Source organism: Arthrobacter sp. PsM3, assembly GCF_030433895.1.
In the GTDB taxonomy this organism is placed as follows: Bacteria; Actinomycetota; Actinomycetes; order Actinomycetales; family Micrococcaceae; genus Arthrobacter.
This window is the reverse complement of record NZ_JARUXE010000013.1, coordinates 53,598-65,876: the sequence shown is the minus strand read 5'-3', so window position 1 is coordinate 65,876 and position 12,279 is coordinate 53,598. Positions and strand designations below refer to the sequence as shown.

Annotated in this window: 11 protein-coding genes; 3 read left to right on the top strand and 8 right to left on the bottom strand. The window is 67.0% G+C overall.

The features are described 5' to 3' along the window. Positions 1-2: 2 nt before the first annotated feature. The 7 genes from QCD75_RS09115 to dinB form a co-directional block, all read right to left on the bottom strand. Positions 3-1,661, bottom strand: a complete 1,659-nt coding sequence (locus tag QCD75_RS09115; RefSeq protein ID WP_301227802.1) for a UDP-N-acetylmuramoyl-L-alanyl-D-glutamate--2,6-diaminopimelate ligase — start codon at positions 1,659-1,661, stop codon at positions 3-5. A 116-nt stretch (positions 1,662-1,777) separates the two neighbouring features. Continuing rightward, the gene (locus tag QCD75_RS09110) at positions 1,778-3,574 is read right to left on the bottom strand and encodes a peptidoglycan D,D-transpeptidase FtsI family protein (RefSeq protein ID WP_301227800.1); all 1,797 of its coding nucleotides are present in this window, start codon (positions 3,572-3,574) and stop codon (positions 1,778-1,780) included. A gap of 42 nt (positions 3,575-3,616) precedes the next feature. Beyond that, positions 3,617-4,276 (bottom strand): hypothetical protein, encoded by a 660-nt coding sequence (locus QCD75_RS09105; protein WP_301227798.1) that lies wholly within the window; start codon positions 4,274-4,276, stop codon positions 3,617-3,619. Next, the gene (gene rsmH, locus QCD75_RS09100; RefSeq protein ID WP_301227796.1) at positions 4,273-5,271 is read right to left on the bottom strand and encodes a 16S rRNA (cytosine(1402)-N(4))-methyltransferase RsmH; all 999 of its coding nucleotides are present in this window, start codon (positions 5,269-5,271) and stop codon (positions 4,273-4,275) included. The genes QCD75_RS09105 and rsmH overlap by 4 nt, the downstream gene beginning before the upstream one ends. A 197-nt stretch (positions 5,272-5,468) precedes the next feature. Beyond that, positions 5,469-5,897, bottom strand: coding sequence for a division/cell wall cluster transcriptional repressor MraZ (mraZ, locus tag QCD75_RS09095; RefSeq protein ID WP_226761014.1), 429 nt, complete (start codon positions 5,895-5,897; stop codon positions 5,469-5,471). A gap of 481 nt (positions 5,898-6,378) precedes the next feature. Further along, a complete protein-coding gene (locus tag QCD75_RS09090; protein ID WP_301227794.1) occupies positions 6,379-6,753 on the bottom strand; it encodes a DUF3040 domain-containing protein in 375 nt (124 codons plus the stop codon). A gap of 277 nt (positions 6,754-7,030) precedes the next feature. Then, on the bottom strand, positions 7,031-8,191 hold the full coding sequence (gene dinB / locus QCD75_RS09085; protein ID WP_226761049.1) for a DNA polymerase IV: 1,161 nt from the start codon (positions 8,189-8,191) through the stop codon (positions 7,031-7,033). 176 nt (positions 8,192-8,367) lie between these two features. On the opposite strand from dinB, the gene QCD75_RS09080 reads away from it, so the two are divergent. Both QCD75_RS09080 and QCD75_RS09075 read left to right on the top strand, forming a co-directional pair. After that, the gene (locus QCD75_RS09080; RefSeq protein ID WP_301227792.1) at positions 8,368-8,901 is read left to right on the top strand and encodes a hypothetical protein; all 534 of its coding nucleotides are present in this window, start codon (positions 8,368-8,370) and stop codon (positions 8,899-8,901) included. Further along, positions 8,898-9,992 (top strand): polyprenyl synthetase family protein, encoded by a 1,095-nt coding sequence (locus QCD75_RS09075; RefSeq protein WP_301227790.1) that lies wholly within the window; start codon positions 8,898-8,900, stop codon positions 9,990-9,992. The genes QCD75_RS09080 and QCD75_RS09075 overlap by 4 nt, the downstream gene beginning before the upstream one ends. Positions 9,993-10,137: 145 nt before the next feature. Here the strand turns inward: QCD75_RS09075 and QCD75_RS09070 are convergent, their stop codons facing one another. Further along, positions 10,138-10,491: an Rv2175c family DNA-binding protein gene (locus tag QCD75_RS09070; protein WP_226761685.1), complete on the bottom strand. Its 354-nt coding sequence runs from the start codon at positions 10,489-10,491 to the stop codon at positions 10,138-10,140. 306 nt (positions 10,492-10,797) lie between these two features. On the opposite strand from QCD75_RS09070, the gene QCD75_RS09065 reads away from it, so the two are divergent. Further along, the gene (locus tag QCD75_RS09065) at positions 10,798-12,183 is read left to right on the top strand and encodes a lytic transglycosylase domain-containing protein (protein ID WP_301227789.1); all 1,386 of its coding nucleotides are present in this window, start codon (positions 10,798-10,800) and stop codon (positions 12,181-12,183) included. Positions 12,184-12,279: the final 96 nt, after the last annotated feature.

Genomic DNA, 12,279 nt, shown 5'->3' with positions numbered 1-12,279 from the left:
GTTTAGGACTCTATCCGCTGGTCTTCGAGAACGGTGAATCCCCGAGCTGTCAAGGCAGAGCGGAGCTCCACCCTGTCGTCAAGGGCGAGGTTGACACCCTTGACTTCCTGCCAAATTTCGTGGCCCCGTCCTGCGACGAGGATGGTGTCGGCCGGGCCCGCGAGTTCCACGGCCTCCCGGATGGCGGCATCGCGGGGGAAGACTTCGATGATGCGGCAGCCCAGGCCCCCGCGTTCCTTGGCCTCCACCGCGCCCGCCAGGACGCCTGCCCGGATCCCCGCGGCGTCCTCGTCGTGCGGGTCGTCGTCGGTGACAATGACGGTGTCGGCCAGGCGCGCGGCGATGGCACCCATGGCGGGCCGCTTGCCCTGGTCGCGCTGTCCGGTGGCGCCGAAGACGATGATCACCCGGGATCCGGGCTCCGGGGAGCGCACGGCTTCGAGGGCACGGGCCAGGGCGTCCGGGTTGTGGGCAAAGTCGACCACCGCCGCGGGGGCTGTCGAGACGAGCTGCATCCGGCCGGGGACCGCAACGGTGAAGGGGTCGCCGGCGTCGAGGGCGGCCTGGACAGCGGCGGCCTCGTGCCCGCCCGCGAGCACCATGACGGTGGCCAGCGCGGCGTTCGCCACGTTGAAGCTGCCGGGCAGGCCGGTGTGGACACGCAGTTCCGCGCCGTCGCGGTGGCGGAGCACGAAATCCGTGCCGAGGCCGCGCGGGACGGGGCGGACAACGGTCCAGTCCGCTCCGGAGGCCGCACCGTTTCCCGCGCCGGCCGGCTGGGCAGTGGCCAGAGTCGTCACGGGAATCTCCGCCGCCGCGGCAAGCTTCACACCCCAGTCGTCGTCCACCGTCACGACGGCGCTGCGGGCCCGCCCGGGGGTGAAGAGCCTCGCCTTGGTCCGGAAGTACTCCTCCATGGAACCGTGCAGGTCGAGGTGGTCCTGGGTCAGGTTGGTGAAGCCGGCGACGTCGAACGCGACCCCGTCCACCCGGTGGAACGAGACGGCGTGCGAGGAGACCTCCATGGAGGCAGCGTCGAGGCCGCGTTCGCGCATCAGGGCCAGCAGGGCGTGGACATCGGTGGATTCAGGGGTCGTGAGGAGGCTGGGAATCGGTTCTCCGCCGGCCAGGATCTCGATGGTGCCGATCAGCCCGGTCCGCTTCCCGAGGGCCTGCAGGAGGGCGTTGATGAAGTACGTGGTCGTGGTCTTGCCGTTGGTGCCCGTTACGCCGTACAGGACCGGAGCGGGTGCGTCGTCCGGCCGGCTCCGGTAGATCAGGGCGGCCAGTCCGCCCACGAGGGCGCGGGGTTCCCGGGCCAGCAGCACGGGGACCGGAATGTCGTGGGAGAACGCCAGCAGGCGCGCGCCGGCGTCGTCCGTCAGCACAGCGGCCGCGCCCGCCTCCACTGCCTGGGAGGTGAAGTCGGCCCCGTGGCGGGTGGCGCCGGGCAAGGCAACGTACAGGTCCCCCGGCTGGACCGTCCGGGAATTCAGGGAGATCCCCGTTACGGCAACGGAGCCGGACGCCCCTGGAACGACGACGCCGATCGACTCACCGATGGTTGCCAGCGGCACTGCGGCAACCGCAGTGGGCCGGAAGCCCTGGGTGGAGTCCTGGCCGGACGGCGCGGAAGCGCCGGGGGCGTTGAGCTCTGACAAGTGGGTCTCCGTTGTGGTGCTAGTGGATCTTGCGCTGCGCACGGAGGCGTGCTCCGGCCCGCAGGCACTGTGGTTTGGCACTGGTTCGTGACGCCGGGTGCTGGGTGGAACGGGTGCTATTTGACGTACTGCGGCAGCCGGACGGGCTCACCGGTGGAAGGCTCGACGTTAAACGTGCGCAGCGTCTGGCTCATCACCGAACGGAACACCGGACCATTGGTGATTCCGTAGATGCTGCCCTTGGGCCGTTGCAGGACCACTTCAACAATAAACCGCGGATCGTCCATCGGCGCCATTCCCACCATGGAAGCGGTGTAGCCGCAGAAGCCGGACTTGCCGTCGTCGCAGGGCGATTCTGATGTTCCGGTCTTCGCCCCTACCCGGTAGCCGTCTATCGCGGCGTCCTTGATTTCGCCCTCGGTCACGGCGCTCTCCAGGATGTCGCGGACCTGTTGGGCAGTGTCCTTGGTGACAATCTGCCGGGGCGCCTGGGCCGGGACCTTCTCCTCGGTGCCGTCCGGGTTGATGTAGCTGTCAATCAGCCTCGGCTGGAGCATGACGCCGCCGTTGGCGATGCTCTGGTAGGCGCGGACAGTCTGGAGGGTCGACTGGGCCACGCCCTGGCCGAAGAGGACGGTGTACTGCTGCCGGCCGTCCCATTGATCGGCCGGCGTCAGGATGCCGGGGGATTCTGCGGGCAGCCCGATGTCCGGCGCCTCGCCGATGCCGAACTTCTGCAGCCAGTCGTGACGCTTCTCCTTGCTGAGCCGCTCGCCCACCATTACGGTGCCGGTGTTCATGGAGTAGCCGATGATGCCGGCCAGGGTCCGTTCCTCGGTGCCGTGGACAAAAGCATCGGTGAAGGTCTGGCCGTCGACGGTGTAGGTCGGCGGAACGGTGATGTGATCCAGCGGGTGGGCGGTGCCTTCTTCGATCGCGGCTGCGGCGGTGATCATTTTCTCCACCGAACCGGGCTCGTAGGCTGCTGTGACGGCGCGGACGCCGCGGTCCTTGGGGTCGGACTTGCCCGGGTCGTTGGGGTCCGGGGAGTTGGTGTCCGCCATGGCGATGATGTTGCCGGTCTTGACATCGGAGACGACTATGACGCCCCATTCGGCGCTGAGCTTGTCTTTCTGGCTCTGGATCGCCTGCTGGGCGAAGTACTGCAGGTCCGAGTTGAGGGTGAGCTTGAGGTCCTTGCCATTGACGGCGGGGGTCAACTGGTCCACTCCGACCGGGATGCGCAGCCCGTCGGCGCCGATTTCGAAGAGCCGTTTGCCGGGGGTGCCCCGGAGGATCTCGTCCTGGGTCTGCTCAAGGCCGGCCTGTCCGGTGGTGCCGTCCTTCAGGAAGCCGACAATCCCGCCGGCCACCGAGCCGTTGGGGTAGACCCGCTTAGTGGTGCCCACGGTGACGATGCCGGGGATCTGCAGTTTGGAGATGCGGTCCTCGACGTCAGGCTTGAGGTCCTTGGCCACGATGTAGTACGGCTTGTCCCCGGTGAGTGCCTCCTTGACCGCGGCCATGTCCATACCCAGCAGCGTGGCAAGCTCGGAGATGCCCTGGTCGCGGGAGACTTTGACCAGCTCATCCTTGCCCTCATCGAACCGGCGGAACGACTCGGTTTTGGTGTTGACTCTCTGGTCCACCACAACGTTGTAGCGGATCACACTGCTGGCCAGGACGGCGCCGTTGGCATCGAGGATGCTGCCGCGCTCGGCCGGGAGTTCGACGGGGGTGAGCCTGTTCTGGAGTGCGGCTTCGGCCATGCCCCCGACGTCTAGGCCCTGGACCAAAAACAGCTTTCCGCCGACGACGAGCAGGAGCGCCAGCATGACGCCGAGGCCCAGCCGCAGCCGCAGGGTCGCGCTTGGCGCTTTCGCCTTGCGTGCCCTGCCGGTGTTCTTTGCCACGATGTGTCCTTGCTGCTTGCCTGGCTGGTGGTCCGTCCTGCGTTACTTTCCCGGGACCTTCTGCGCGGGGGCCGGGACCGAGCCCCCGTGGAGTTCGACAGCCGGCGGAACCGGCACGGCGGCGGGTACGGCTGCTGCCGCGGCCGGCGCGGTGGCTGCCTCGGCGGCGGGCTTGCGGTTCGCGAGCGGCTCATTGACGGTCGCGGGCGGAACGACGACGAGTTGTCCGGCCACAGCCGGTGCGGCGATGACGGCGCCCGGGGCGTCGCCCTTCACCGCGGGCTTTGCCTTGCCGCTGACCTTCAGGGTGGAGAGGTCGATCTGGCCCTTGGCCGTGGAAGCCACCATGCCCAGTTCGGTGGCCTTGGCGGCCAGGTTCTGCGGGGCGTCGAAGTTCTGCACCTGCTGGGTCAGGTCCTGGTTCTGCTTCGTCAGCGTGGACTGCTCGCTCCGCAGCTGCACCAGCTGGTATTGCGCCGTGGAGACGGAGATGTTGAGGACCAGCACCGCCATCAGTGCTACGGCGAGGAGGCCGAAACAGAGCACGACGAACGGGGCGCGGCGTTTGCGCGGGGCTGAGCGCACCAGCGAGAGCGGGGTGCGCGCCTTCCGGTCGGGGCCGGTGCCGGGGGTGATCCCGGGCAGGGCGCGGGCCGTCGCTTCTGTGGCAACGGGGAATCTGCTGACAGCTGCGGTGCTCATGCGGCCCTCCTGGCTTTGATGCGTTCCACGGCGCGGAGCCGGGCGGATGCGGCGCGTGGGTTCTCGGCGATTTCGGCGGCGGTGGGCACCTCGGTGCCCTTCGTCAGGGATTTCAGCTCCGCCTTGTGCTCTTCCAGTTCCACCGGGAAACCCAGTGGTGCGGAGGATTTGGATCCGGCCTGAAAGAAGCCCTTGACGATCTTGTCCTCCAGCGAGTGGTAGGACATCACGACCACGCGGCCGCCGACGGCGATCGCGTTGATGGCCGCGGGGATGGCACGTTCCAGGACGTCCAGCTCTTCGTTGACCTCGATCCGGAGCGCCTGGAAAGTGCGCTTTGCGGGGTGTCCCCCGGTTTTTGCCGCGCCGGCGGGTACCACTCCGCGGATCTGTTCCACGAGCTCACCCGTGGTGGTGAAGGGCTTCGCGGAGCGTGCGGTGACGATCCGGTTGGCGATGCGGCCGGCAAACTTCTCTTCGCCCCATTTCCGGATGATCCGGACCAGATCCTCTTCGCTGTAGTTGTTGACGACGTCGGCGGCGGTCTGGCCGCGGCTCGTGTCCATCCGCATGTCCAGCGGCGCGTCGAAGGAGTAGGCGAAACCCCGCTCCCGTTCGTCCAGCTGGAGCGAGGAGACTCCGAGGTCCATCAGGACTCCGTGGACTTCGTCGAAACCGAGGTCCGCCAGGACCTCGGGGATTTCGTCGTACACGGCGTGAACGAGGTCGATCCGGTTGGCGTAGGGCTGGAGACGCTCCCCGGCGAGGGCCAGGGCTTCCTCATCACGGTCGATGCCGATCAGGTGCAGATCCGGGAAGCGCTGCAGCATCGCCTCGGCGTGGCCGCCCATGCCCAGGGTTGCGTCAATGGCCACGGGGGTCTCGCCCCGGCTGCGCGCCGCTTCGAACCCAGGTGCCAACAAATTGATGCACCGGTCCTTGAGGACCGGTACATGGCGTTCGGACGTAGGCTTCGACTGGTCAGGGTCCGTCATGCCTGCGTCCTTTCATTGTCCGGCTGATTCGTTGGAGTGCGGCTGCTCGCTGCGCGTGCCGCTTCTTAATCCAGATCCCCATCCGCGCCTATCCTGCGTCAGCCTGGCTCCGGGGAAGTGAGCCAGGAAAACAGCCGGATGGGCGGCTGGAGATCTCAATCAAGAATCGTGCAGTGCTGCTTGGTGCGTGTGGGGCTTCAGAAGATCCCCGGTATTGCGTCGTCGGTCTCCGAGAAGGCCGTTTCCTTCTCAGCGAGGTACTCGTTCCAGGCCTGGGCGTCCCAGATCTCGGCACGGGTTCCTGCACCAATGACGGCCAGTTCCCTTCCGAGCCCTGCGTACTCCCGGAGCGCCGGCGGAATCGTCACGCGCCCCTGCTTGTCAGGTACTTCATCGGAGGCTCCCGAGAGGAAGACCCGGATATAGTCGCGAGCTTGCTTGCTGGAGAGTGGAGCCTCCCGCATTTGCTCGTGAACCCGGCCGAACTCCGCCTCACTGAAGACGTAGATGCAGCGTTCCTGGCCCCTTGTGAGCACCAGGCCGCCGGCAAGCTCCTCTCGGAACTTCGCGGGAAGGATGATTCGACCTTTTTCGTCCAGGCGCGGCGAATGTGTGCCGAGAAACACGGCCCACCGCCCGTCTGTTCGCAGGAAGCCCAACGTCCCCCGTGCTGCCACTACCCTCTTACGTCCTCCACATTACTCCACATCCCTCCACAGTCAACGACACGCCGAACGTTTCTGCGTCAATTTGTGCTGCAAGCCGGGCCCGGCTCCCTGCAATGGCGGGGAACCAGGCCTGGTGGCGCGCAGTGGAGGGATCGCCGGGGACCGCGGCGGGCGGGCTGCGCGCGGGGGCCCGGAAGGGGCCGGCGGGTCCGGGCAGGGCCCGGGGAGGGCCCGGGGAGGGCCCGGGGAGGGCCCGGGGAGGGCATTGGAGGAGGGCGCTGCGGCGCCCTGTCCGGCGAAGAACGCGTGTTCTGCCGTCGTTAACGGCAAAAGACCCGCCGAAGCGGGTCTTTTGTGCCACGTGGGTCCAGCCGTGGTGGAAAGTGGGGCGCGGGGGCTGGAGGTCGGGTTCTGGAGCGCGGGTGCGCCGGCCGGGCGGTCAGGACTCCCCGCGGTGCCTCTCGTCCCAGCGTTCCTCGAGATTGCTCATGAACGAACTCCTGGGCTTCCCGGACTTCCGGGCTGCCCCTGCGGCTTTGGCTTTGCCCGCGGCCGCACCACGCATGGTTGCGTAGTACACGCCCGCGCCCATCACGACGAAGCCCAGGACTCCTACGAAGATGCTCTGGATCGTCACGCCAAAGAGCAGTAGCACGACGCCGGCGAGGGTGGCCAGGACGCCGATCACCAGATGGCGGGTTGAGAATGAACGTCCCGCGTCCGAGCCCATGGTGCTGGCGAACTTGGGATCGTCTTCATGCAGCTGCTTCTCAAGTTGCTCCAGCAACTTCTGTTCGTGCTCCGAGAGCGGCATCACGACCTCCTTAAGTAGGCCAACGTCCAGACTGACGCGGCCAGTGTCACTAAACCCACAACGTGCGGGATTCCCGTGTGGTTCCCAATGGCCGTCGTTGGTCGAATTTGGGATTCCACAACCCCTTCCGGGGCGATCAGCTGGTCATGCATTAGTCCGAACGCTCGATCCAGTCGTACTAAATCTACGTATAAATAAGGATAGTTTGTCGCGCCCTGTTCTGAAAGATGCCTAACGTCCTCTTGACTTCATCCAGGAGTGAGCGGGAACCCCGGGGTCAGCCCGGGTTGCCCCCGGGGTCCAGCAGCCGGGCCGGAAGCACCGATTTGGTGCCAAATTTGCGGGTCACCTGGTCCAGGACCTGCTCGGCGGCGCGCCAGTTGTCATCCCTGCGGTCAAGGCTCAGCTGCAGCGGCGCCTGGGCGGCCTCCTCGAGCTGTTCGGCCCTGATCCCCACCAGACGGACGGTCATGGGGCGGTCGCCGACTGATTCGAGCAGCTGGACGGCGACGGCGTACAGCAGTTGGGCGCTGTCGATCGGGGTGCTGACCGTCCGGCTGCGGGTGATCGTGGAGAAATCCGCATAGCGCAGCTTAAGGGCGACGGTCCGGGCGTGCATGCCGGCGCTGCGGAGCCGCTCCGCCGTCCGGTGCGAGAGGCGCAGCAGTTCCCGGTGCAGCAGCGCCTCGTCCGCGGTGTCCACCGCGAAGGTCTCTTCCGCGCCGATGCTTTTCTCCAGCCGGACCGGGGTTACCGGGCGGGGGTCAATCCCCCACGACAGGCGGTAAACGTGTTCCCCGGAAGCGCCGAGCACCTTCCGAAGTGACGGCAGCGGGGAGGCCGCGACGTCCGCGACGGTCCGGATGCCCATCCGTGAGAGCACCTCGACGGTCTTGGCCCCGACACCCCAGAGGGCACTGACCGGCAGGCTGTGCAGGTACGGGACCGTCTCTTCCGGGCCGATGAGCAGGAGCCCGTTCGGCTTGCACCGGGTGGAAGCAATCTTCGCCACGAACTTGCTGGCGGCAATCCCCACGGAGGCGGTGATGCCCAGCTCGCTGCGGACACGGGTGCGGATGAGTTCACCGATCCGGCGGGGCGGACCCAGCCGCCGGATCGCTCCCCCGACGTCGAGGAAGGCCTCGTCCACGCTGAGGGGCTCCACGAGTTCGGTAATCGAACCGAAGATGTCCATGATCTGGCCTGAAACCTCGTAGTAAAGCTTGTGCCGGGGCTCGATCACGACGGCGGAGGGACACATCCGCATGGCAACCACCATCGGCATGGCGGACTTGACGCCAAAGCGCCGCGCTTCGTAGGAGGCGGACAGTACGACGGAACGGTCGGCGGGGTAACCCACGATGACGGGTTTGCCGACGAGTGCCGGACGGCTGCGCAGTTCCACGGAGACAAAGAATGCATCCATGTCCACGTGCATGATGCTGCTTCGCCGGAGCTCGCGCAAGTGGGCCTCGCTGGGCCGCCTGGCTGCGTCCTGGGGAGGCTGCTCCCGCTGCTGTTTATCCTGGTCCGGCCGCACGACTTCAATCCTATGCCCCGGGACTGACTAAACTGGAGGCTGAATCCGGCGTCAACCCCAGGAGGAAAGTCCCTGTGAAGGTATTTGGACCGAGCAAACGTGCTGCGGCAGCTGTTCTGGCGGCGGGCACGCTGATGGCCCTGGCCGCATGTACGCCCGCCAACCCCGGGACCGCTTCCTCGGGCTCCCCGTCGGCTTCGGCTGCGCCAACCGCGGCCCAGCCTTCGACTACGGCGCCGGCCAGCCCCTCCGCCGAACCCGGCACGTCGGCCACCGTCGGCGCCATGGTGCCCGGTTTTCCGGAGAAGCTACTGCCGGTGATGCCGGGGGCAAAGGTTGTTTCCAGCAGCTTTGACAAGACCACGGCACCCGCGACCGTGGCGCTGGTGGGCAGCATCTCCGCTCCCGCGGCCGAGGTGCTCGCCTTTTATACAAAGGAACTTGTTGCCCAGGGCTTTACGGCGGTTCCGGGGGAAACGGTGGGAGCGGTGCCGTCCAAGGACTTCCTCCGCGGTGACAACGAAACGGTCAACATCTCGGTGGTGGAATCCGCCGGCGTATCCACCTTCACCATCGGGGCGAACGTTGCCGCCGAGTCCGTCAAGTGACGCTCGCGGAGCAGTTGCGCCTGGAGCAGGCTGCGTTCGTTGCCGCCGTCGCCGGAAAGCTCACAGATTTCCTGACGACGCGCCAGTCTGTGATGTCCTCGATCTCCCCGGACATTGATCCGCTGATGGGATCCATCTCGAACCTGGTCACGGGCGGAAAACGGATGCGGGCCCTCATGTGCTACTGGGGCTGGCGGGGCGCGGGCGGCGAGGCGGGAGCGAACGAGGTGGTGACCGCAGGTTCTGCGCTGGAACTCTTCCAGGCCGCGGCCCTGATCCACGACGACATCATCGACCGCTCTGACACCCGCAGGGGCGGCCCCAGCGTGCACCGGCGCTTCAGCGAGCTGCACGAGACGCAGGGCTGGGCGCTGGACAGCGAACGGTTCGGCCACGCTGCCGCTATTCTCACCGGCGACCTGTGCCTGTCCTTCAGCGAGGAGTCGTTTACCGAAATCGGGGAGAGTGCAGCTTCCGGGAGCCGGGCACGGCTCATCTTCAACCTGATGCGCGCCGAGGTCATGGCGGGTCAGTATCTCGACATCCTCGAGGAAGTCGCCGGGCCCAAACGGGACCGCGCCGGAGCGGTCAGCCGCGCCCAGTCCATCATCCGTTTCAAGTCCGCCAAGTACTCCACGGAACATCCGCTGGCTTTGGGCGGCGCCCTGGCCGGCGCCCATGACGAGCTGCTGCGCGGATACTCGGCGTTCGCCCTCCCGCTGGGCGAGGCCTTCCAGCTCCGCGACGACGTTCTGGGAGTATTCGGCGATCCGGTGACCACCGGCAAACCGGCGGGGGACGATCTCCGTGAAGGAAAGCGGACCGTGCTGATCGCCTTCGCCCTGGACCTGGCCAGCCCTGCCGAGTCGGCCTTCATCGACGCGAAGCTGGGCAGCCCCGGGCTGGTGGATGCCGACGTAGACGAGATCCGCCGGATCATCTCCGATTGCGGCGCACTCCAGGCGACCGAAGTACTGATCGAGGACTTCGGCCGCGCAGCCTTCGCCGCCCTGGATCTCCTGCCGCTGGACGAACTGCCCAAGACGGCGCTCCGGAAGCTGGCCGAGGCCACGGTCAGCCGCGCGGCCTGAGCCGCCCGCAACCCGGCTGCACCCCAAAACCCGCCGCGCCCTAAACCTGCCGCACCGACAACGCAGGCCCCGCACCGGTATTCACGGTACGGGGCCTGCGTAAATCAAGGACCGCGCCAGCAAGGAACTGTTAGGTCGCCGGCGGCTACCAGGCCAGGGACTGCGCCCGGCGCCGGATTTCCGTTTTGCGCCCCTCACGCAGGGCATCGATCGGACGGCCGCGCAGGGATTCATCCGCGGTAAACAGCCAGGTGATGAGTTCCTCGTCGGAATAGCCGGCGTCCGCGAGAACAACGATCGTCCCCTTAAGGCTGTCGACGGGATGGCCGTCCTGGATGAAGTCGGCGGGAACGCAGCGGATCCGGCGCTCACCGACCCGCAATGCCGCCAGCGCACGTTCGTCAAGGAGCGCATGGACCTTTGTAATCGAAACGTTCAGAAGCTGTGCGACATCGGGCAAGGGCAGCCATTCGCCCACAAGGCTTTCTACATTACTCACGGATCAAGATTGCCATGCCGGGAGCCTCACCGCCTAGTCGGCACCCACCCGGCAAAGGGAGCCCGGCGCCCGCCCGTATCAATGCAGACCCTCCGGGCGCCGCTTTCCGGCCGCGTCGCCGGCTGCTCACCCCGACACTCCAGCAACCCCTCTTTGCGGAATGTCAAACAGTTCTTGTGCTAATTCCCAATTCATGAGAGATTCACATAGACCACATTTGTAACAGTAATCACTTGAGTCACACTGTTAACACGAGTAATGCCGGCCAGACCCGCAGCGTTCGCCGCTGAGAAGAGGACCTTTCCCATGACGACGTCACGTTCGCCAAAGCCCACTGCGAGGCACAGCCTGCCGATGATAGCGGCTACGACGGCGGCCCTTCCCGCCGTCGTTCTTTCTTCTTTGGCGATCGCGCAGCCGGCTGCCGCGGAGTCCCGGCCCCGGGTCATCCCCGCCACGCTGGCTGCAGCCATGCAGGCCCAGGCCCAGTCCCAGTCGGCCCGCCCGCTCGCTTCGGCCCTGATTCCGGCCGGCTCCGTCCCGTCGGCCGTCCCCTCCGCCTTCCGTCCCGCCCAGGTCGCTGCCCCGGCCGAGTACACAGTCGCCCGCGGTGACACCATCAGCGGGATTGCCGGCAAGTTCGGTCTGGACACCTACGCCGTCCTGGCGTTGAACGAGCTGCAGGCCAACACGATCATCTACCCCGGGCAGAAGATCAGGCTCGGCGCCCCGGGCGCAGCGCCGGAACCGCAGGCCCCGGCTGCACCGGCCCCGACGGCGGCCGCTGCCGGCGGCAGCGTCTACACCGTAAAATCGGGCGACACCCTCGGCGCCATCGCGGCTCGCCTTGGCGTCAAGCTCTCCGAGGTCTTCGGCTGGAACGGGCTCAACCTGGGTTCCATCATCTACCCCGGCCAGCAGATCAAGATCGGCGGCAGCACTGCAGCGCCCGCGCCGTCAGCCCCGGCCGCCCCCGCCCCGGTGGCGCCAGCCTCGACCCCGGCCGCCCCCGCCCCGGGTTCCTACACCATCAAGTCCGGCGACACGCTCTCCGGCATTGCGGCCAGGAACGGCGTCAAGCTCGCCGATGTCCTCTCCGCCAACCGGCTGACGATGAGCAGCATCATCTACCCCGGCCAGAAGCTCGCGCTTCCGGGAACGTCCATTGCCCCGGCTTCCACCCCGCCCGCGGCCACGGTGACGCCGCTCGTCCCGAGCACCTTCCTCGGCTTCACCTACCCGGCCGCCGTGGTCAACTCGGCCAACGAGAACAAGGCCCTGCTGAACGCCTCACCGGTGCCCAGCCGGGAGGAAATGAAGGCGATCGTGGCGGACACCGCCCGCCGCATGGGCGTCGATCCGTCCCTGGCCCTGGCCTTCGCCTACCAGGAATCGGGCTTCAACCACCGTTCGGTCTCCCCCGCCAACGCCATCGGCACCATGCAGGTCATCCCGTCCTCGGGTGAGTGGGCTTCAGACCTCGTGGGGCGCCCGCTGAACCTGCTGGACCCGTACGACAACGTCACTGCCGGCGTCGCGATCATCCGCCAGCTGGTGCGCACCAGCGAGGACCTGGACACGGCCATCGCGGGCTACTACCAGGGCCAGTACTCGGTCAGCAAGTACGGCATGTATGACGACACCAAGCTCTACGTGGCGTCCATCAAGGCTCACCAGAAGACCTTCAGCTAGGGAGCCCCGGACAGCCGCCGCCGCGGCGACCACCCGCGCCGGCCAGGCGCTGGAGCATAACGATACGGGCCCGGATCGCTTGTCGATTCGGGCCCG

Coding starts and splice junctions, on each gene's coding strand:
- QCD75_RS09105 (WP_301227798.1), bottom strand. CDS start 4,276: ATGAGCACCGCAGCTGTCAGCAGATTCCCCGTTGCCACAGAAGCGACG.
- rsmH (WP_301227796.1), bottom strand. CDS start 5,271: ATGACGGACCCTGACCAGTCGAAGCCTACGTCCGAACGCCATGTACCG.
- QCD75_RS09090 (WP_301227794.1), bottom strand. CDS start 6,753: ATGCCGCTCTCGGAGCACGAACAGAAGTTGCTGGAGCAACTTGAGAAG.
- dinB (WP_226761049.1), bottom strand. CDS start 8,191: ATGCACGTGGACATGGATGCATTCTTTGTCTCCGTGGAACTGCGCAGC.
- QCD75_RS09065 (WP_301227789.1), top strand. CDS start 10,798: ATGACGACGTCACGTTCGCCAAAGCCCACTGCGAGGCACAGCCTGCCG.